Origin of the sequence: Acetobacterium sp. MES1 (assembly GCF_002237635.1) — a bacterium.
Taxonomy (GTDB): domain Bacteria; phylum Bacillota; class Clostridia; order Eubacteriales; family Eubacteriaceae; genus Acetobacterium; species Acetobacterium wieringae.
Genome location: NZ_MJUY01000054.1, coordinates 163,758 through 185,154, shown reverse-complemented (window position 1 = coordinate 185,154; position 21,397 = coordinate 163,758). Strand labels below are relative to the sequence as shown.

The 21,397-nt window shown below is 42.3% G+C and carries 14 protein-coding genes; 5 read left to right on the top strand and 9 right to left on the bottom strand.

Annotated features, from left to right (window positions below):
• From BI182_RS15440 to BI182_RS15430, 3 genes are all read left to right on the top strand, one after another.
• The coding region (locus BI182_RS15440) for an AAA family ATPase (RefSeq protein ID WP_353744782.1) at positions 1-302 on the top strand (302 nt) is incomplete at its 5' end.
• A 62-nt stretch (positions 303-364) separates the two neighbouring features.
• A complete protein-coding gene (locus tag BI182_RS15435) occupies positions 365-1,225 on the top strand; it encodes a transposase (RefSeq protein WP_286809173.1) in 861 nt (286 codons plus the stop codon).
• A complete protein-coding gene (locus BI182_RS15430; RefSeq protein ID WP_286809171.1) occupies positions 1,209-2,030 on the top strand; it encodes a transposase in 822 nt (273 codons plus the stop codon). Before BI182_RS15435 ends, BI182_RS15430 begins: the two co-directional genes overlap by 17 nt.
• 767 nt (positions 2,031-2,797) lie before the next feature.
• Here BI182_RS15430 and BI182_RS15425 read toward each other — a convergent pair.
• From BI182_RS15425 to BI182_RS15390, 8 genes are all read right to left on the bottom strand, one after another.
• Complete coding sequence (locus BI182_RS15425) at positions 2,798-3,904, bottom strand: tyrosine-type recombinase/integrase (protein ID WP_286809170.1); 1,107 nt, start codon at positions 3,902-3,904, stop codon at positions 2,798-2,800.
• Positions 3,888-4,313: a hypothetical protein gene (locus BI182_RS15420; protein ID WP_286809168.1), complete on the bottom strand. Its 426-nt coding sequence runs from the start codon at positions 4,311-4,313 to the stop codon at positions 3,888-3,890. The genes BI182_RS15425 and BI182_RS15420 overlap by 17 nt, the downstream gene beginning before the upstream one ends.
• Before the next feature lie 1,217 nt (positions 4,314-5,530).
• Complete coding sequence (locus BI182_RS15415; protein WP_286809167.1) at positions 5,531-6,706, bottom strand: tyrosine-type recombinase/integrase; 1,176 nt, start codon at positions 6,704-6,706, stop codon at positions 5,531-5,533.
• Positions 6,703-7,122, bottom strand: a complete 420-nt coding sequence (locus tag BI182_RS15410; protein WP_286809165.1) for a hypothetical protein — start codon at positions 7,120-7,122, stop codon at positions 6,703-6,705. Before BI182_RS15410 ends, BI182_RS15415 begins: the two co-directional genes overlap by 4 nt.
• A gap of 1,355 nt (positions 7,123-8,477) precedes the next feature.
• A complete protein-coding gene (locus BI182_RS15405; RefSeq protein WP_286809164.1) occupies positions 8,478-12,077 on the bottom strand; it encodes a beta strand repeat-containing protein in 3,600 nt (1,199 codons plus the stop codon).
• An 81-nt stretch (positions 12,078-12,158) separates the two neighbouring features.
• The gene (locus BI182_RS15400) at positions 12,159-16,073 is read right to left on the bottom strand and encodes a hypothetical protein (RefSeq protein ID WP_286809162.1); all 3,915 of its coding nucleotides are present in this window, start codon (positions 16,071-16,073) and stop codon (positions 12,159-12,161) included.
• 422 nt (positions 16,074-16,495) lie between these two features.
• A complete protein-coding gene (locus BI182_RS15395) occupies positions 16,496-17,716 on the bottom strand; it encodes an anti-sigma-I factor RsgI family protein (RefSeq protein ID WP_286809160.1) in 1,221 nt (406 codons plus the stop codon).
• A gap of 5 nt (positions 17,717-17,721) precedes the next feature.
• A complete protein-coding gene (locus tag BI182_RS15390) occupies positions 17,722-18,306 on the bottom strand; it encodes an RNA polymerase sigma factor (protein WP_286809158.1) in 585 nt (194 codons plus the stop codon).
• Between the two features lie 565 nt (positions 18,307-18,871).
• Between BI182_RS15390 and BI182_RS15385 the strand changes: the two genes are divergently transcribed.
• Together BI182_RS15385 and BI182_RS15380 are read left to right on the top strand one after the other, a co-directional pair.
• The gene (locus BI182_RS15385) at positions 18,872-19,225 is read left to right on the top strand and encodes a helix-turn-helix domain-containing protein (RefSeq protein WP_286809156.1); all 354 of its coding nucleotides are present in this window, start codon (positions 18,872-18,874) and stop codon (positions 19,223-19,225) included.
• Between the two features lie 202 nt (positions 19,226-19,427).
• Positions 19,428-20,483, top strand: a complete 1,056-nt coding sequence (locus BI182_RS15380) for a PocR ligand-binding domain-containing protein (RefSeq protein ID WP_228881541.1) — start codon at positions 19,428-19,430, stop codon at positions 20,481-20,483.
• A gap of 210 nt (positions 20,484-20,693) precedes the next feature.
• Here the strand turns inward: BI182_RS15380 and BI182_RS15375 are convergent, their stop codons facing one another.
• Complete coding sequence (locus BI182_RS15375; RefSeq protein ID WP_286809155.1) at positions 20,694-21,272, bottom strand: RNA polymerase sigma factor; 579 nt, start codon at positions 21,270-21,272, stop codon at positions 20,694-20,696.
• Positions 21,273-21,397 lie beyond the last annotated feature (125 nt).

Sequence of the window (21,397 nt, the reverse complement as noted above, 5' to 3'; positions counted from 1 at the left end):
ATCTTTATGATAAGCGTCGCATCACGCCGGTCTTTATCCTCGATGAGATGCAGTCGGCGACCGCCCAGTTTCTTCACGATCTGAGCATTATTTTTAACTTTGACATGGATAAACGTAATCCTTTTATTCTGATTCTCACCGGTTTACCGACGCTGGCCAACCGCCTGGGTTTAAATCAGAATCGTTCCCTCGATCAGCGACTGGTGACCCGGTTTCATTTCTCGCCGCTTACACCGGATGAGGTCAGGGACTATATCAGACACCGGTTCAAGCAGGTTCATCCGCAAAAACCCGTCTATTAAGCGATTTATTAAACCAGAAGTGATATAATAAAAGCATCAAATAGATAGGAAGGGTGGTAAAAATGGAATCATCAAACACACTGTTTTTGGATCATTACTTTCCATCTGATGTTTTAAAGATCACGGAAGTAATTGAGACTGACGACAAAATCATTATTCATATGAAATCTATTTCCCACACCTGTGTCTGTCCCAGGTGTCACCAGAGACTTGAGCATTATCACGGCACCTATATAAGAAAAGTTCAGGATCTTCCCATATTGGGAAAAAATGTTCAACTCCGGATCAAAGCCCATGAGTACATATGTGACAATGAAGGATGCCCGGTTCGAACCGTTGCCGAAACATTTAATGGTTTTCTCAATGCCAACAGAAGAATGACACAACGCTGCGAAGATTTCATCTGTATGCTGGCAATCGAAACCAGTTGTGAAGGGTGCGCACGAATCTGCCAGGCGATGAACCTGTATATCAGCGGCGACAGCGTGATCCGCTTTCTGACGGAACGTTATGAAGCTCAACCGCCTCCAGTTTGTGGGGAAACGATTGGCATCGACGATTTTGCTTTCAAGAAAAGAAGCCGATACGGAACGGTGATTGTTGACGAAGCCACCCACAAACCGGTTGCAGTTCTTAATGGTCGTGACAGCAATACATTAAAGGCATGGCTTCGGCAAAACAAACAGGTCCGGCGCATCACAAGAGACCGGGCTTCTGCCTATGCTTCTGCCATAGAAGAAATCCTTCCAGATGCCATGCAGATTGCCGACCGGTTTCATCTTCATCAGAATCTGCTGGAGGCTGTTCAGAACGCACTCAAATCGGTTGTTCCGGCTGATATAAAAATACCGATCGATCAAGGGTGTTCTGATAATCAACAACCGACAGAAAAAATTCCAAAAGAAGGTGTTAAAAAAAAATGATGCCCTGGTAAAACCGATCAGCTATAATGAAAACAAAGTTCAACTCTACCATGCAATTAAAGAGCATTTTGATGCCGGTTTCAGTACCCGACAAATTGCAAAACTCCTACATTGTAGCAGAAATACGATTCGCAAGTATATGAATGGGGACTTTGATGCATTATGTCGCCGGGAACTGCTGAGCGGTGCTGATCGTTATTATGATTACATTGTGAAATCATTGGCTTCCGGGATGATCAGGAAAGACATCTATCGTGAGATTAAAAAACAGGGCTATTCTGGACAAGTGTCCACCGCATATGACTATATGAACAAACTGATTGAGGTTCACAGCATTGAGATCGCTGTTTATCGGAGTGCTTCGATTGAATCCATCAGCCGAAAGAAGCAGTTAAGCAAATTTGATCATGTAACCCGGAGAAGTATCTTCCGGTTTCTCTGGATGAATGATACCTTTGTATCCGGGTATCGTGACTACCTTATGGAAAGATATCCGATTATAGCTGAGCTTTACAAATGCATTAAAGAATTCCGCCAGATCTTTAAAGAAAAAAGTTTGCCACAATTATATCTGTTCATTGACAGGTACAAAACCTCTGAGATAAAGCAGCTGGCAATTTTTGCATCCGGGCTGGAAAAAGATCTCGAAGCCGTTGAAAATGCTGTTGTCAGTGATTTATCAAATGGTTTTGTGGAAGGGGTCAACAACAAACTTAAAATGATAAAACGAACCATGTATGGTCGGTGCGGTCAAAAATTATTGACGGCCAAATTGATGTATGATCCACATTCAAAAATCGGATAACGGCTTTTTGCGGATGAACCTTCAAGCATGCCGGTGTTTCACGGAATCTGATCAACGAGAATGCTTATGAAGCCATTTCGTCATCCACTGGCGGGTATCCGCGATTAGTCGGTAATCTGGTTACCCAGTGTCTGATTCTTGCCTTTCAAAAGCAACGTGATCTCATCGATGAAGAGATTGTTTTTGCCGCTTCTGCGGAAGCTGGGATTTAACGCCTGACGGCGTTATTTCCCTTTTTTTCCGGAGAAATAAAGCGTGATTATGTGATTAAAAACTGGCATTTTATTTTTGACACGCCATTATTTTCACACTCTTTTTTCCTTTTTCATCCGTTTTATTGTGACTAATCCAGTCCGAAATAATGTGAAAATTTACAAGACTAAACATTATTTCGATCTCCTTTTTGATTGTGATTATTGGTATCAATTTCACCCGACTCATTATTTCTATGCTTTTCTGCTAACCCATGATTTATATCAATTTCCTCCAGACCCATTATTTCTATGCCTTCCTGGAAAACCCAGGAATTATATCGAATTCCCCAAATTCATATCTTTATCACTTTTTTTAATCAGGCAAACTCAACATAACGTTCGACAGCGACACAAAGTGCTGCGCCAGCTAATATTCCTCCAAAAAACCATGGCATGACCGATCACCTCCTTCCCAACCTTTTATTCCGTTTTTATCGTCAGTATTGTCAGTACCGACAATTCTTCTGACGATACTGACGTTACTGACGACAGATTTGGCACAAATACCCCTACCTACAGCAATCCCACTGCTTCCTGCTTATCTTCCCGGCTGGTATTGATGTAGTAGCTGGCAGTGGTTTGAATACTGGCATGACCGGCTAACTTGGCAACCGTAGTCAGATCCACACCTTTTTTAATCAACCGGGTGCAAAAGGTATGCCTGAACTTATGGGGAAAAATGGTCATGTTTAAACTCGTTCCCAATTTCTTCAATATCTTATTGACGGTATCGGAATCCATCTTCTCGGATCGCTGGGTGACTAACAATTGACAACTTTTAGCATAGGGACTGTCCTTGCGATCACTTTCCATATAGGTTTTGATGATTTCAGCTACTTCAGGTTTTAATGGGACTTCCCGATATTTGCCACCCTTACCAACGACTTTAAGACTCATCGTCAGCAGATCCAGATCCTGAATCTTTAAATTGACCAATTCACCTACCCTCAGACCAGCATATAGCAGAATATAGACCAGGGTTTTATCACGCAGGGCAACCTGTTCCTTATTCTCCAGAAAGAACAGCAACCGTTCCACCTCATCTTCTGAAAAGACAACCACTTCAGCCTCACTGCCATTAGCTACTTTAATTTTATCCCGTTTGGGATGCACCACCATTTCCTGACAATATCCGGCTGCTATCAGAAAATGGTTAAAGCTATGGAGACTGTTAATCTTCTTATTAATGGTATTGATCCGATAATTGGCTTCCTGCAGGTGTTTTCGATAACTGGTGATACTCAGTCTGGTGAGCTTGCCATCAAAAGGCAACTTCTTTTCCTTTAACCATTGGATGAAGCCCTGAATATCCCCGGTGTAGCTGGCAATCGTAGCAGATCCTTTGCCGTCTTCGATCAGGTGGTTCTCAAAAGCGGTTTGAATGGCAGCAATGGTTTCGTTGCTGACTTCTGTTGCTTCCAATGTCGCTGATGACTTGTCAATGTTTTGTAGTTGCTCCGGTTCCGATGACTTATCAACCTGCAATAGCGCAATACCTTGATCAGGTTTTCCGGCTGACACCACCGGCTCGTCATCTGAATCAATTGTTAGGGCTTTTTTAGACTTGCTTTGTTTGGTTTCTCGTCTTGGGAATTCGATTTTTTCAATTGTCATGGTCATTTGAACACCTGCTTTCCAGAGAATTATTTTCTAATTGATTTAATTCATCCATAGGCAATTCTTTTAAAATCCTTGTTTCAAAGGGATCCTCCAATTGTTCCAGAACTATTTTGCCATGATGATTAAGCCAATGCACACTGTCCTCAATGGTACCGCCCATGTAGTCGGGACTGTTTTCATAGTAGCCGGGATCAATGATGGGTTCCAGGGTGAAGCTGATATCCATTCCATCCACTAGATCAGATTCATTGGTTTTGACTACAACTCGTGCTGTCAGTGTCAAGTGGTGATCTTTCTGTTCAATGATCGTGGGCAGACTGACTCCCAGAAGCCATTGAGAATAGGATGGGTTGTCAAACTCCAACTGCTCTTTTAATTGTTCAATGATTTTCTTTTCAAAATCGGTCATACTGATTTCCTCCAAAAAAGTATTAAAGACCATTGACTGCTTAAGCCAATGGTCTTCAAAATTATAATATGTATTTAAGAAGGGAGTTTGATTCAGTGATCCGATGATTGTGGGGAAATCTGGAACGATTTTCTGAGGAATCGGTGATAGCCATTTATTTTTAATCCGTTTTTCCCGACAGTCCCGGCAATGGTGACAACTGAGATTGCAATTCTGACACCGAAACCAATGGCGCTAACATCCGGATTGGTTGGCTCTGACATCGGATCGACTGGCACTGCTGTCCGGATTTGGTGGCTCTGTCGTCAGATCGGGTGGCACTGCAGTCCGGAACGATCACAACTGAATTGACCTGACACGACTGTCAGCACTGACGGTAATTTTGGGACAAAAAAGATGGACTCGTTGGAGAATTCAGATTCTTAAGTGAGTTTGGATGATCCCAAACTAGCTCAACTCATTGGAAACAGACAAAAGCTAAAAGCCACTGCAACTACTACAAAATTTTTCAGTCAGTTCGCTCAGACTTTTTCAACTTGTGACAATAGAAACGTCCCCATGTCACCGCAGTCAGTTCGCTCAGACTTTTTCAACTAATGTGACAATAAATAGAAACGTCCCCATGTCACCTTCAGATCCGGTGGCAGCACTGCAGTCCGTTACAATCACAACTGAATTGACCTGACACGACTGTCGGCACTGACGGCAATTTGGGATCAAGAAGGATGACTCGTTGGAGAATTCAGATTCTTCAGTGAGTTTGGATGATCTTAAACTAGCTCAACTCATTGGAAACAGACAAAAGCTAAAAGCCACTGCAACTACTACAAAATTTTTCAGTCAGATCGCTCAGACTTTTTCAACTAATGTGACAATTGAAACGTCCCCATGTCACCAAAAAGTCATTGGCTTATTTTTTAGGTTTGCGAAATACTGGATGGATTTTTTCAATCTCAATATTCCAGCAATTTTAATGACTTATCACCAAATGATAGTTCCACTTTTTTTGTTCTCTAATTGCCGTCACTCCCGACGTTGCCGACAATCTCTGAAACGGGTATGGACGGGATCGTCACGAATGACGCGACTTTTTAAACAGTTATTCGGGCAATCACTTATGAGGATGGTTGGCCAATGGCTTAGGGCAATTAGAAATCATGGCTTATTTCCATCGATTTTAAGTGCTATCCCCAACGAATGATCTCTAATGGCTATGGCTACAACAATCCCACGGCTTCCTGCTTATCCTCTCTACTGGTATTGATGTAGTAGCTGGCAGTGGTTTGAATATTGGCATGTCCCGCTAATTTTGCTACCGTGGTTAGATCAACACCTTTCTTTAACAATCGTGTGCAGAAGGTATGCCTGAATTTGTGGGGAAAAATCGTCATGTTTAAGCTCTTTCCCAATTTTTTCAATACCTTATTGACGGTATCGGTATCCATCTTGCCTGATCGCTGGGTGACGAACAATTGACAACTTTTGGCATAGGGACTTTCTTTTCGATCACTTTCCATGTAGGTTTTAATGATTTCAGCAACTTCAGGTTTTAATGGCACTTCCCGATATTTACCGCCCTTACCAACCACTTTAAGACTCATCGTCAACAAATCCAGATCCTGAATCTTTAAATTGACCAATTCACCAACCCTCAGACCAGCATATAGCAGAATATAGACCAGGGTTTTATCACGGAGGGCTACTTGTTCCTTATTCTCCAGATGAAACAGCAACCGTTCCACCTCATCTTCTGAAAAGACAACCACCTCAGCCTCACTGCCATTGGCTACTTTAATCTTATCCCGTTTGGGATGCACCACCATTTCCTGACAATATCCGGCTGCTATCAGAAAATGATTAAAGCTATGGAGACTGTTAACTTTTTTATTAATGGTATTGATCCGATAGTTGGCTTCCTGCAGGTGTTTGCGATAACTGGTGATACTCAGTCTGGTGAGCTTGCCATCAAAGGGCAACTTCTTTTCCTTTAACCAATGGATGAAGCCCTGAATATCACCGGTGTAGCTGGCAATGGTAGCAGATCCCTTGCCGTCTTCCATCAGGTGGATCTCAAAAGCGGTTTGAATGGCAGCAATGGTTTCGTTGCTGACAATTGGTGCTATTGTGGGTTTTTCATCGATGATTTTTAATTGATCGTTTGGGATATTGCTATTTTCTGTTGCAGTTGCTTCCAATACTGATGATGACTTGTCTGGTTCCAATAGTTGCTCCGGTTCCAATGATTTCACAGCATCTAATTGCCCACTAACTGGATCAATTTCTTCGACTGACACCACCGGTTCATCCTCTGAATCAATTGTCAGGCTTTTCTTTGACTTGCTTTGTTTGGTTTCTCGTCTTGGGCATTCGATCTTTTCAATGGTCATAGTCATTTCGAACACCTGCTTTCATTGGAATTATTTTCTGCCTGATTTAATTCATTCACTGCTGATACTTCTAAAATCCCATCACCAATAGCATAGGGGTCATCCATCTGCTGGTAGATTAGATCTCCATGACACCTGAGCCATTTAAAGCTGTCGGTCACAGTGCCACCCATGAAGTCGGGACTATTTTGATAGTAGTTGGTATCCATGGTGAGCTGATCACGGGTCTTATCAAAGAGAATATCCATGCCATCGACATAGGGTGATCCATTAGTTTTCAGGACAACCCGGACAATGGCACACTGCTTCCGGTCATCATTGATGCTGATTCCCATGATCCATTGGTGGTCGTTAGTTCCTGGTTCCTGTCTTTCCAGGGCATTTTTTAATTGGGTGATGATTGTTTCTGTTTTCTGATCCATGCTGATTTCCTCCAAAAAAGTATTAAAGACCATTGACTGCTTAAGCCAATGATCTTCAAAATTATAATATGTATTTAAGATGGGAGTTTGATTCAGGGAACCGATGATTGTGGGGAAATCTGGAACGGTTTTCTGAGGAATCGGTGATTGTCATTTAATTTAATCCGTTTTTCCCGGCAGTCCCGACAATGGTGACAACTGACATTGGAATCTGATCCGAAACCATTGGCACTCTCGTCCGGATTGGGTGGCTCTGTCGTCATATCGACTGGCACTGGAGTCCGGAATCATCACAACTGAACTGATCTGACACGACTGTCGACACCGACGGCAATTTGGGGACAAAAAAGATGGGACTGGTTGGAGAATTCAAATTCTTCAGTGTGTTTGGCTGGGCAGAAACTGGCGCAACTCATTGGCAACAGACAAAAGCTGGAAACCGGAGTCACTAGAGAAAACTTTTCCAGACAGATTCCTCAGAATTCTTCTGCCAACAGAGTGCACAATAGAACCGTCCCCTTGTGCTCAAAAGCTGGAAACTGCAGCCACCAGCAAAATCTTTTCCAGACAGATTCCTCAGTATTTTTCAGCCAGCAAAAGTGCACAATAGAACCGTCCCCTTGTGTTCCATCCCCTTGTGTTCCAGAAAAAGTGGGTCAATTTTACTTGACATTCAATAGTTCCTGTGCAGAATTTCAAAGTCACTTGAAAAACTCGAAAAACTACAACTTGAAAAACTTTAGTTTTAGTTTGGAGTCTATTATCTCATGGATTTTTTCAGAATGTAAGGCACCTTGTTATTGAGCGCTTACTAGCAAAGTGCACAATAGAACCGTCCCCTTGTGCTCATAAATCAATAACCAGCGAAATCTTTTCCAGACAGATTCCTCAGTATTTTTCAACCAGAAAAGTGCACAATAGAACAGTCCCCTTGTGTTCATTCTATCACATTTTTATTAATGTGACAATAGAAACGTCCCCATGTCACCCTTCCTAAGTATTTTTCAGCTAGCAAAGTGCACAATAGAACCGTCCCCTTGTGTTTGGCTGAGCAGAAACTGGCGCAACTCATTGGCAACAGACAAAAGCTGGAAACCGGAGTCACCAGAGAAAACTTTTCCAGACAGATTCCTCAGAATTCTTCTGCCAACAGAGTGCACAATAGAACCGTCCCCTTGTGTTCCAGGTGGGCTATAATTGACGCTTACGATTTCTCCAGATTTTTCAGCCACTTCAAAAAACTAAAAAAGACGACCCGAGTCCCGAAGAACCCGAATCGTCTCTATTCTCTGTTTTCTTAACTGTTCAACTTGATGAGTTAAGTTGGTGTGTTAAGTAGACAGGCAAAGTATATCTTAAAGAATACTAATTGTTGCTCCGAAACCAGCACTTGGTGCTGCTTTATTATCAGAAGCATCTAAGATAGAAGTTGTACCAGCATTGAAGTTGAACGTAGTTGAAGTTGTATTAGCTTCTGTCGCCCAACCATCTAAAGCTCCAATTGTAATTGTGATTACATTTCCGCTTACTTCTACATCATCACCGTCTGTAGCTGTTCCGCCTTTACCTTCATATGGATTAGCAGTTGCACCATTATAAAGAACAAAGTCACCTGCAGCAAATGTAGCATTTTCATGAACTGCTTCGCTCATAACGATAACCACTGTTTCGCCTGCATCCATCACTTTATCAGCGTCAGTATCATTGAATGTTACTGAAGATATTGTTGGGTTGGTAGTGTCTGCTGATTTGAGTAAAGTCGTTGTCCCATCGGCAGCGCCTTGACCTACTCCCCATTCATCAGTAATATTTGCAGTTGCTTTTTCATTAATGGTAGCTGTAGCTCCCCAAGCGATAGCTGAGGTGTCTCCTAAAGTCATAGTAATCTGGTTTACACTTGTTTTTGCATAAGTTGCGTTGCCAGGTGTGATACCAGCTCCAAATGTAAAGTCACCTACAACTACAGTGCCAGCGACAATAGTTCTATCGTAAGTGATAACAACTAGATCATTTTCATCAACTGCACCACTGCCATTTGTATCAGTGTAATCAAAGTTTGTAATTTTTGGTGCTACACCAGGATTAACGATCGTTACAGGACTTGATTGTGCAATGTTACCTGCTAAGTCTTTAATGTCATTAACAAGTGCTACGTCAACAGCATCAGTAAACACGATTGCTGGAGTAGTGCCTAGTGTGATCACTACTTCATTAGCTGTTGCGCCTGCTGCAAATGTTGCACCAGTACCGAATGTGGTTGCTGAAGTAGCTCCAGCATTAATTAAGAAATCTGCGTAGGTTACTTTTGTATAATCAACATTTAATGATTCATCAAATTGTAATTTAATTTGATCATTTTTAGTGATTGATTTTGAAGCGTCTACATCTTCAAATACATAGGATGCGATACTTGGTTTTGTAGTATCTACAACCGCAGTCACACCTAAGAATGTATCTGTAGCTGTACTATCATTTACATTGCCTGCAATGTCTTTGACATTAGAAACTTTTACGGTATAAGTGATACCTGCTTGTTGTTCAGTTGTCAGTTCCACTGTTTTACCATCAGAAAGCAGGGTAGCTTTGGTTACATTTAGTACTACTGCGCCACTCTTAATGCTGTAATTCGCAATATTTTCAGCATCTGCTTTTTGAACTTTTTCGCTGAAGTTTACATTGACAATTGTTGATACAGCAGAGTTTGACACTGTAAATGTTGGAGCTACTAGATCTGTCGCTGCAATAGATACAGCATTAGCTTTTGTGATTGCGTCGATACTGTTTGCTGCTAAATCTTTTACTGTTGCTGCTGCAAAGTAAACTTTAAGTGAGCTTGCTGTTAAAGCTTCAACATCTGCATAATCGCCACCAATACCATTATTACCTTCATCTAGTGTGATTACAACGTCTGTACCATCTACTGTTGTTTTTACAACAGTATCTACATCTGTCAGTGGCACATCAGTGTGTACACCGTCTGTGATTGTTACATTATCTAAAACTAATGTAGATACATCAACTATTTCAGAGAACTTCAGAGTTATCAGTCGAGTTCCGCTGTTATAAGCTGCTGATACTAAGGTAGGTTTGGTTGTATCATTTGTATAGGTCAGTGCTGCATCAGTAATTAATGCATTGGCTGTACCTGATGTGTTTTTAACTGCACCGGCAGCAAGAGTTACTTTTGCAAGTACTGTATTGCCAGCATGTGAGAATTCACCGTTTAATTTGATTGTGATTACGCTGTTAGCTGTTGTATTTTGAACAGCTGATTGAGCTGTAGTCAATGGTGTTGAAACACCGTCTCTCTTGATAGAGATTTTTGTTAAATCAATATCAGATCCGACTTTTACATCTTTATCAAATGTAAGTGTCAAGATACTTGTGTTTTCATCATATGCAGCACTTACAAGACCTGGTGCTGATGTTAATGTTACTGGGTATCCAGTAATTGCTACGTTTGTTCTTGTTGTGTCAGTAGCGTCTTTGAAAGATCCAGCTGCTACATCAAGCGCAAGTGTTGATCCTAATGCATTAACTGCTGTTTTGCTTGCTGCTGTTAATGTTAAAGTTACAGTGTTGCCGGTTGTAGTAGCCGCGCCAGTAAAGTCGCCTTCTACTAATGTGTAGTCAGATGAACCTTTGACTGTAATGCCTGTTTCATTGAAATTAGCATCTGTCAGGCTGATGTTTTTATTAAATGTCAGTGTTAATTTGCCTGTTGTGGCTTCATATTCAGCTCCAAATAAAGCTGGTTTTTCTGTGTCAGATGTTGCTAAAGTACTGAAAACTACTTCTTGAGTTCCCATAATGTTAGCTGTAGTAGCTAAGTCTTTAACATTTGCTACTTCTAAAGCATAACCATTAGTGGTAGCTACTGTAGCTGTAGTTGTTGTTAATAAAACAGTTTTGTTATCTGTAAGATTTAAAGTTGCTTTTGTTATTGCATTTGCTCCTGGGGTAGACAAACGAGTTAATGTGTAATTACCAGTTGTTTCTGCGGTTGTTTTGTCTACTGATTTGTTAAACACAACTTGAACTGTTGAACCATTAATAGATGTAACAGATACTACTGCAGGTGCTACTACTGTAACGCTTGCTGTAGCTGCTGCTGAAACATCTGTACCCATGTATGCTTTGACTGAAATAGCATGAGTACCAACTGCTAATGATGGACTTACATATGCATATGTTCCATCAGCATTTAATGTAGCTGCAACTTCTGCTGCTCCATCAATTGATACTTTTACTGCATCGCCGATTGCTGAACCAGTAATTACTGCAGCATCAGTTGTGTTAAGAACTGCGGTTGCTGATGTTACACTAGGTCCAACTACTGCTGGCATCAACGCATCAATCGCGGCGTTAATAGCCCTTGTAGCTGCATCAATCTCAGCTTGTGTATTAGCTGCAGTCACAACATTATTTGCTAATGCTGTTTGTAAATTAGCCCAAGTTGCAGCGGTATAATCAGCTTCTACTTTAGAGTTAGCATCAGCTACAGCTGCATTGTAAGCTGCTAAGTCGTGTGTTTGACCAGAAGGATCAACCACGATTGGGTCTGTTACGGTTTCTGCATAAACTGGAGCAGCAGGAGTTGCCAGGTAATCATTGATTACAAAAGGAATGCCAGCAATCTGAGCTGCTAAAGAAGCATTTTGAGCTGCTGCATAATCCATCCAACCTTTTACGCTATCGCCAAGAGCGACAACACGGGTGTTTCCACCGATAGCCAGGAACTGTTTGTACATATCAGCGCCGGCTGCATCGGGGTTAATCTGCCAAGCCAGGTACGAAGTGTTAAGTTCTGCCTGATTGTATTCGTAGAACTTTCCATCATCCGTTTTGACAAGGAATGCATTGAAGTCTGCAAATACCATTGACGCACTGGAAACCAGCAATAATGCCAGTACCATGAACATCGTCAATAGACTTTTTCCTTTTAATTTTTTCATTTTAGTCTCCCTAAATTTTAAATTTTAGTTTGTTTGCGGTGGAAGGATCAGCTGATCCTTCCACCTATGTGATGAGAGAATTTAGACAAGTGTTACAACTGGGGTTAATGTTTCAGATACAGTTGTGGAAACTTCAGCTTTGAAGCCACCGAAAGCTGCATCATAGGTTAATGCTGTACCATCATAGGTTACTGCATAAAGTTCTGGTGTGGTAGTGTCAAGAGTTACCAGGACAATTTTCATACCAGGTGTTAATGAGGTGTAGAAAGCTGTTGTTGCAGAAGGCATAACTGGTGCTTCTTTTTTAGTAACAACAGGTGTTAATGTTTCAGATACAGTTGTAGAGATTTCGGCTTTGAATCCACCGAAAGCTGCATCGTAAGTTAAGGCAATGCCATCATAGCTAACTTCATAGTTTTCTGGTGTGGTGGTGTCAAGGGTTACCAGGACAATTTTCATACCAGGTGTTAATGAAGTATAGAAAGATGTTGTTGCTTTTGGCAGGTCACCGCTTGGTCCTAATAATTCTAAAGCAGCATTGATTTTAGCTGTTTCAGCCTGGATCACTGTGACATTGCTGTCGCCAGATAATGCAAGGTTGCATTTTGCGATGGCAGCCAGGAATAATTTGTAATCATCAGCATCATAGGTTGCTTTGTTGCCAAATGCAGTGTTTACATCTTCAACAGCTGCAATGTAACCATTAGTAATCAGTGTATCAAAGTTGAATGGCAGTTTTTTCTGTCCGCCGTTTTTGATCACTTCATTGTCTGCACTTTCCAGGAAGTTGGAAATAGTTACAACAGTTGTGTTGGCATCAGTTAAGGTACCGTTTGGTAATACGATGGTTACAGAATCAACAACGGTATCTTTATCGTCGTAGTTTAAGATATTAGCAACGATTTGAGTTCCGGTTGGTAATAATGAACCATTTAAGGTATAGTTAGCTGTTTTTAATACATTGGCCTGATCGCCAGTTACTTTTACAGGTTTAGTAAACTTAACGTATACAGCATCCTGAGTAGTGGTGTCACGAGCGGTTTGTAATACAGTGAAGCCATCGCTGTAGTTGGTATCAGCAACTGCAAATGCTACTTTGTATTCCAGTTCGACTGGAACATCACCTTGTACGGTAAAGTCTTTAGTAGCAGAAGCGGCTGTGTTTCCAACATCATCAGAGATTGAACGAACAACCAATGTCCATTCGCCAGCTGTTAAAGCTTTGCTTGGTGTTACAACAACTTTGGTGTCAAATTCGTTACCAACGGCAACAACAGTGTTAGCTGGAATGGTTTCGCTGTTATCTTTTTTGATAAATTCAGCAGTTGGTTGTGGAACAGAAGTTTGTGTCTGAGCAAGAGTTGGTAGTCCATCTCCGCCTACAGGCATTTTGATTGGTTCAGACATGGTTACAGTGTAAACCTGTACTGCAGGATCTGCCTGAGTAATTTCGTTGATAACCGGGCTGGTTACGTCAGGAGCTGTGATTGCGCCGTTCAGTGCTAACTGAATGGTAGCATTTTTCAGTCCGTTGGCAACATTGGTTACAGAATCTTTAGCAATGTACAGACGGTAGCTGTCATTGTAGAAGTTTTTGTTTGTTCCGGATGTGTTATAGAACTGTGTCCAGTCCTGAGTTGTTTCAACCTTGAAGGTTGGCAGATCGCCAGCAATTTGTGAAACCTGAACGGTCATGTTGCCAACGCCAGCACCTACTGGTACATTAACCCAAGTAGCGGTTGTTGCGTCATATTTCTGAAGAACCAAAAGATTCTGCAGGTCAGCAGCAGATTCACTGATCTGTCGATCGAAAGAAACGATGTATTGTTCAGGAGACTGAACAGCTACGGTTGCTGTCGGTACATTTTCATCAACTGGGATGTCGAAATCCAATGTTTGGGTATTCATAACGTTGTTACCAACGTCAGTAGAGTTAGCCCAATCACCGATGTTTGCACCCTGAATTGAGTGTGTACCGGATTTGAAGTAGATTTGTTTGCCATCAGCATCTTTTCCAAGAGTAATGGTTACAATATTACGGGTGTCTTCACCTGTTTTAGGTACGAAAGCACCAACAGTTGCTGTTGCAGCTTGAGCTGCGCCATAGTTAATGCTATCCAGTCTGAAACCATCGATTACCCAGTTAGCCAGGTCAGTTGCTGAATCAGCTTCGTTGGTATTTTTGATTGGTTCAGAGAAAGTGATCTTAAGTGTTTTTAATCCTTCTGTTGCTACAGAAAGCATGGCTGGACGACGAGCGTCAGTCAGTTTTGTCATTTTTGTTGATTTGGTTACGGCTGTGCCAGTTAAGTCACTGAAGTCAACTGCAACATTTGCATTGTCAGTTAAGACATCCGCTGTGTCGATGATTGCAAACAGTGCTTTGCTGTTACCTGGTACGGCTTCAAAACCAACAACGTTAACTGCTTTACCACCAGTTGTATCGTTGTTTGCTTCTTCACGAACTACCAGAGTCGCTTTAGCAGGATCTACGTTACCCAATGCATCTGTATATTTGCTGACAGATACATCTTTATTGAAGTATAAAACAACACGATCAGCTTGACCAGCAACAACATCTGTTAAAGTTGCACCAACTTTATCATCTGGAGTAACGTCAATAACTGGTGTCATGGTAACATTTCCAGTTGCTGTTAAGTTGATCAACGCTTTTTGGTTGGATTCAACTACAGTTGCGCGAACCAGTGCAGATTTTTCTGAAGTTAATGATTCAGAAATCAGCATTGCAGTAGCAACACCATTTTGCAGGGTTACACGATCTTCAGCAAAACTACCGAAGGTAGTTGTGAAAGCTACTTCAACATCATCAGCATTTTCAACAACAACGCCATCAGCATCAGTTAAAGTAAAGGTTACTAAACAGCTGTCTGATCCATCTGATTTAAGCACAGAATGACCACCACTGAAGGTGAAGTTGATTGCTGTGTTATACAGTGACTCAGCGTTTGGCATTTTGAAGTTGGCAGTTACAGCATCCTGTAATTGTCCGTCAACCAGTAAGCCAGTTGCTGTTAAGACATAATCTTTACCCAGTTCAGCGCCAGCAACCTGAAGAACAACTTCTGTTTCGTTGTCCTGTAAAGTTGCAGCTGCAACTGTCATGCCTGGAATAGCAAAGTTTTTAGCTTCTGCTGCGTCAATTGCAGCTGAGAAAGTGACTCGCAGTTTTTCAGCGTTAACGGCATTGACAGATACCACTTTAAGAACTGGTACCAGTTCGCCCTGAGCTGCTACGATTGCTGCAGTGGCAGCATCAACTTCAGTCTGGGTGTTATCTTCAGTTACTACATTTGCAGCAACAACTGTCTGATACAGTTCCCAGGAAGCGCTGGTGTAATCAGCTTCTTTAACAGCCGCTAAAGCAGCGTTGTAAGCTGTCAGATCAGCTTTAACAGCGACGATCTTAATTTCGATTCCTTCAAGACGTAAGCCTTTTCCTTCAGAACCGGACATTTCGCCATCAGCGACCCAGCCTTGCGCCCAACCTTCATTTTCAATATGTGTACGATATTGAACTGAGTAGTTGGCAGCTTGTTCGCCGGTCAGTTTGATTTCGATTCCTTCAAGACGTAAGCCTTTTCCTTCAGAACCAGACATTTGTCCGTCTGATACCCAACCTTGTGCCCATCCTTCATTCTGGATGTGGGTACGGTAGGTAATGCCCATTCCTTCAGGCAGTGCGGTACCATCAAGTTTGATCTCGATGCCTTCAAGACGTAAGCCTTTTCCTTCGGAACCTGACATTTCTCCGTCAGATACCCAACCTTGCGCCCATCCTTCATTCTGGATGTGGGTGCGATAGGTTACACCATCAACTTGCGTATCTTCAGCTGTTGTTGCGGCTTTGTTTGCGAATAATCCAACAAATGCTTCCCAGGCTGATTGTTCTTTTTCAGCTGCGAAAACACTTGAGGAAAATACGACTGAAAGCATCAACACAGCTGTAAGAATACGAGCTACATTTTTTTTCATCATAAATCCTCCACATAAATTTTTTGGGGTCTCCCGGAAAGCCAAGCAATTTTCATTCGCCTTGAGTTTCCAGGTATTAATCATGCTCTAATTCTGCCACCCGCCTGAATAACACCTCTCCTTTCTTTTTTATATCCGGGCACTGTAGTTTTAATCATCCGGTCTTTAGAGCCTTCTGTCAACCGATGATCCTGAGACGGCAAAATGAGTAAGAGCGGTCTCATTAGGGATTTTACACCTTCTTAAGGGTATTTGCAATAAATATTGTTGTTTTTTTAGAGAATCTGAAACATCCATGTCACAATTGGTTGATTTTTGGACGTACATTACAGTAACGTTTGAGCGGGGTGTTTTATTGCATGGTTTTATAATTTTTTTATTTTTATTTTAGCGGGCCCCGACATTTGCTACTATCCGTCCGGTCATCAATCAATCAACGCTTCATTCGTAATTGGCACCGGAGTGTCCTGGTCTTTCTTGATCGTCTTAATTACTTGTGGTGTTTCACTGACAACCTCAGTCTGATTATGATCGGTATCTTCTGTCAGGCTGTCTTCTTTTTCTTCGCCAACTGGTGGTGTGATGTTACCACTACTATCCGGTGGCACCATGGTTTCACTTCCTGCTGGTGGTGTAACAATCCCATTGCTGTCGGTATCCGGCTTTTGCTGATCGGTCGGTTCAGTAACCGGGGTCTGTTCCTGATTCTCAGCGTTTTCCTTGGTTGGATTCTCGCTGACCGGTACATCTGGCGTTTTCACCGGGTCTTCGGTAACATTTCCTGATGGTGCCGGGATAACCTCATCATTAGTAACTTCTGAACTCGGGTTGTTGTTTTTATTATCTTTATTTTCGATCTGGGTATCTTTTTGATCTGATTCAATAATGCCCGTCAGATCAATCGATTTTTCTTCGGAGACCTGAATCAGTTGCGCCACTGTCATTGTTGCCAGAACATCCATCGTCAGGGTTTCGTCTGCAGAAGCGATCTCTTTCATAATCTGGATTTTTCCCGTTGAAACATTGTATTGCTCAGCCAGGGTCATCGATTCGGAATCGGAAACCGCTGAGCGCAACACGGTTGGCGTCACATTCTGATTGGAAGCACTGTCTTTGATGACCTGATCCAGTGAACTGGCCAGATCACTGGCACTGCCAATGCTCTGATTCTTAACGGAAACCAGAATGACACCCTGTTTATCATCCAGGTATCCGTTGGCAATCATCGCTGTCACAATGGTATTGACGGATTCTTCCAGGTTATTCTCATTGAAATCCTGCTGATCCAATAAATATTGCGTTTCTTTGTCAAATGCTTTCACTGATAAAATCTGCTTTTGCTTATTGGTGACAATTTGAACACTCTGGTCGGCATCCAGGGCAATGATGCTGTCCGGCGTTTTAAACTGGATAAACCATGTGCCGATACATGCCAGGATAACCATGCACCCGGCAAAGGCCGCCGATAGCTGTCGAAAATACCGGGGCATTTTCAGTGACCTGCTTTTGGGTACTTCTACCTGGCGGGTGATGTAATCATCTTCGCTCATTGGAATGACGGGCATTGCCGCCAGTTTTTTAAAATCCAGTGCTGGCGCCTGATTGATGCTGCGACAGAGGGACTGTTCTATTTCAAATTTATTCATTTTATTCACCTCCTGTCTGTAATGAATTTTTTTAGTTTCTTCAATCCGCGATGATATTTGGATAAAACAGTGGAAAGGGGTATTCCCAGGTTCTCGGCAATTTCACGATGTGCAAAGCCCGATAAGGCGTGCAAAAGGATAATCTCGGTTTCTTCACTGCTGAGTATTTTGAGTGCTGCCTGAAGCATCAGTCGATCTTCACTGTCGCTGACATAGGAAAAATTGAGATCATTTTCCAGGTCACCCACTTCGATGCTGTCATTCTTCTGCCTGAAACGAAGTTTGCTGATCGACAAATTTCTGGCAATGGTAAAGACCCAGGCCATTGGTTTGCCCATCGGTTTGTAGAGATGCGCCGCCGCCCTTATTTTAAGGTAGGTATCCTGAACCACATCCAGGGCATCGTCATGATTTTTGACCGTTGCCAGAACAAAGGCGTAAACGGTTCGCTCGGTAAGCCGGTAAAACGTTTCAAAAGCGGCCATATCATTTGCTGCGATGCGGACGAAAATACTTTCATCAATATTCAGTTTTTTCTGCTTTTCACAGTCAGTGTTTTCCGGTACGACCATACTTAAGAATAAGTTCATCAGGTATAACCCCCAACATTTTATTAACGCTTGAATAACACGTTTTATTGCACATAATTTTAATATTTCGAACACTTTTGATAAAAAACGACACCGATCCGCTTTTTAGATCCTTTACTGCTGATTTTTTATACTTTTTAATAATGCATCTAATCAATTATCATTGATTTCGGATCCTTTGGCAAGATGTGGCACTCTGTGTGCCAGCATTTTTTTATTAACTAACGCTTCTATTAATATATATATAGCATATATAGCACGATATAACAAATGATAAGGCCCGTTTTCCATAAAAACATCATTTATTAACGTTTGTGACGATTGTCGCTTTTAATTGTCAGATTAATTATTATAACATAGTTTATGGGTTTTTTTTGTGAGAATTAACTTTTTTTGTTATTTTATTTGCTTCGGTTCTCCTGCCAGTACTTTTTCGGTTTTAATTTTTTATCATTTGTGATTCTTGTTTTTGCATAATATCATAGATGGTTACTTTTAACCATCTATGATACTTGTTGCATTATTTATCATAAACGATTATACTGTCTTTGAGGTGATAGTATAAATGATCAAACAAATTCAATTATTAAAAATCAAGTCCGGACTAACCGCTGCTCAGTTATCTCAAAAATCGGGGGTGCCGCTCGCTACCGTTCATAAACTCCTGTCAGGTGAAACCACCAACCCCAAATTGGAAACCTTGAATGCTGTTCTTTCTGCCCTTTCCTACCAGCTTGAGATCAGGCCCCTGGATGATAGCAATAATGAGTGCCTATCCGAGCTGGAATGGCAGCTTATTACACTCTATCGGCAATTATCCGGTTCGGCGCAGAACCTTTTTAACGGGTTGCTGCTACAGTTTATGCATTATGAAAAAAAATCGGGTTTTACCCCTGATAACACCCCTCCCCTTGATTAACGCCTTAACTGTATATACGCCACCGCATTAACTGTCAAATTTTATCTATCCGCAGCCAAGGTTTATAGGTGACTTTTTTATAATGACATGATAGAATGTATCTATTATGGGAATATAAGTATTAATACATTTTCTTATGTACACGATATCAGTTTTGCACAAATGATGTCTTAGGGATAATTTTTTATGAAGGAGTTTTAAAATGGAGAAGAAATTAAGCTACACTGTCGATGAGCTCATTGATTTGCACGTTTTGCAGCAGTTTCAGGATAGTTTTGCCAAGGCTTTGGGGATGGCCAGTATTTCTGTTGATAATGTCAAGGGGTCGATTACCGAGCCCAGTAACTTTACCGATTTTTGCATGAAATACACCCGGGGCTCGGCCGAAGGCAACAAACGCTGTATTTCCTGTGATGTCAATGGTGGTAAAAAAGCGGGTACCACTGGTAAACCGGCGGTTTACTCCTGTCATGCCGGTCTGGTGGATTTTGCGGCGCCAATTGTCGTAGATGGGGTGCAGATCGGGGCAATTCTTGGTGGACAGGTGCTTGATGCCCCACCTGATGAGGACAAGTTTCGAAAGATCGCCCGGGAAATCGGGGTCGATGAGGATGAATATATTGCCGCCCTAAGAAAAATAACCATCGTGCCCCGGGATAAGATCAATGCCGCAGCGGATATGCTTTATGTTTTTGCCAACTCCATTTCTAAAATGGGCCATCACAACCGCCTGCTGGTGCATGAAACCGAAAACTTCCAGCATATTTCGGAAAATATGTTTGAAAATATCCGGGCGGTTACCGACGTGGTCAATAACTTCTCGGTTCAGATTGAAGCCTTGATTAAAGCCTCTGACGAACTGCTGGAATCTTCCACCATTTCCAAGAACAAGGTTAAAGAAACCGACTCGATTCTTAAGTTTATCCGGGATGTGGCCACCCAGACCAACCTGTTAGGGCTTAATGCGGCCATTGAAGCCACCCGGGCCGGGGAATTTGGCCGGGGCTTTAATGTGGTGGCCGATGAGGTAAGAAAACTGGCGGTTATGAGTGTGGATTCGGCCAAGAAGATCGAGAGCATTCTCGACAGCATTGTGGTCAGCATGAATTCGGTGGAATCGCAGGCGGCCAAATCGTATAAAATCATCGGCGAGCATCAGGCCGCCATGAGTGAGATCAATGAAAAACTGTCGATGCTCAATGAGATCTCCGACAAACTCAAGGTTGAGATTAATAACTTAAAGAACAGCCTGTACTAAAGCAAAAGACCACTCGTGCGAGTGGTCTTTTTTGTGACTTGGGGACATTTTATTTGCTGCGTGGCTCGGGCATGACAAGGGGACATTTGTTTGTTATCGCTACGGGGGGGGCTCGGGCGTGACAAGGGGACATTTCGCCTTTCATCCCGCTGGGCTGACAGGCGTAACGTCCCCTTTTCACACCCTATCTCGTCCCCTTTTCACGCCCAATCAGTTGATCAGGTTGAGGCCGAAATGGGTGCGCAGATCAGCAATGGCCCGGCGGTGGAGTTTGACCAGGCTGTTGGCACTGACCCCCAGGGCGGCGGCAATTTCCCGGAAGCTGCGGTTTTTGCCATAGTGTTCTTCAATAATCCAACGCTGCCGTTCCCTTAGGCAGGGCAGATACTGCCGTAAGGCCAAGAGGTCTTGTGCCCGGACATAATCGCCTTCAATGTCGGCGGGATCGGGCAGAACCTCCAGCAGCGAAAGACTTTCTTCATCGCCGGGGGAAAAATCCAAAGAGGTGCAATTTTTATGGCTTTTGGCCACATTGACAAAATAATAGAACAACTCCTTCTTTAAATAGCCGGCAAAGGGCACGCCCCGGTCTTCATTATAGGTTTCTACGGCATTGAGCAGAACGATGGCGGCTTCGCTGAGGTAATCGTCAACGGCGTCCGCTTCGTACACATAACGCCTGATCATTGAGAGCATCAAGGGTTTAAAGCTCTCAATTAAAGCCAACTGGCACTGGGCATCCCGCTGCCGGGCACCCTTAACCAAACGAATCATTTCATTATTTTTCATCTTGTCACCTCTTTCAATTATCTGAACATCAGTTCTTTTTTATTATACATGAATCGGTTTGTTATTTCAATGGTTTTGCGAACGAATGTTTTTTATGGGTATGACATGGGGACGTTTCGTTTGTC

Excerpts from the sequence above, each read along its gene's own strand:
- BI182_RS15435 (WP_286809173.1), top strand. The coding sequence starts at position 365 with ATGGAATCATCAAACACACTGTTTTTGGATCATTACTTTCCATCTGAT.
- BI182_RS15425 (WP_286809170.1), bottom strand. The coding sequence starts at position 3,904 with ATGACCATGACAATTGAAAAAATCGAATTCCCAAGACGAGAAACCAAA.
- BI182_RS15420 (WP_286809168.1), bottom strand. The coding sequence starts at position 4,313 with ATGACCGATTTTGAAAAGAAAATCATTGAACAATTAAAAGAGCAGTTG.
- BI182_RS15415 (WP_286809167.1), bottom strand. The coding sequence starts at position 6,706 with ATGACTATGACCATTGAAAAGATCGAATGCCCAAGACGAGAAACCAAA.
- BI182_RS15410 (WP_286809165.1), bottom strand. The coding sequence starts at position 7,122 with ATGGATCAGAAAACAGAAACAATCATCACCCAATTAAAAAATGCCCTG.
- BI182_RS15405 (WP_286809164.1), bottom strand. The coding sequence starts at position 12,077 with ATGAAAAAATTAAAAGGAAAAAGTCTATTGACGATGTTCATGGTACTG.
- BI182_RS15400 (WP_286809162.1), bottom strand. The coding sequence starts at position 16,073 with ATGATGAAAAAAAATGTAGCTCGTATTCTTACAGCTGTGTTGATGCTT.
- BI182_RS15395 (WP_286809160.1), bottom strand. The coding sequence starts at position 17,716 with ATGAATAAATTTGAAATAGAACAGTCCCTCTGTCGCAGCATCAATCAG.
- BI182_RS15390 (WP_286809158.1), bottom strand. The coding sequence starts at position 18,306 with ATGAACTTATTCTTAAGTATGGTCGTACCGGAAAACACTGACTGTGAA.
- BI182_RS15385 (WP_286809156.1), top strand. The coding sequence starts at position 18,872 with ATGATCAAACAAATTCAATTATTAAAAATCAAGTCCGGACTAACCGCT.
- BI182_RS15380 (WP_228881541.1), top strand. The coding sequence starts at position 19,428 with ATGGAGAAGAAATTAAGCTACACTGTCGATGAGCTCATTGATTTGCAC.
- BI182_RS15375 (WP_286809155.1), bottom strand. The coding sequence starts at position 21,272 with ATGAAAAATAATGAAATGATTCGTTTGGTTAAGGGTGCCCGGCAGCGG.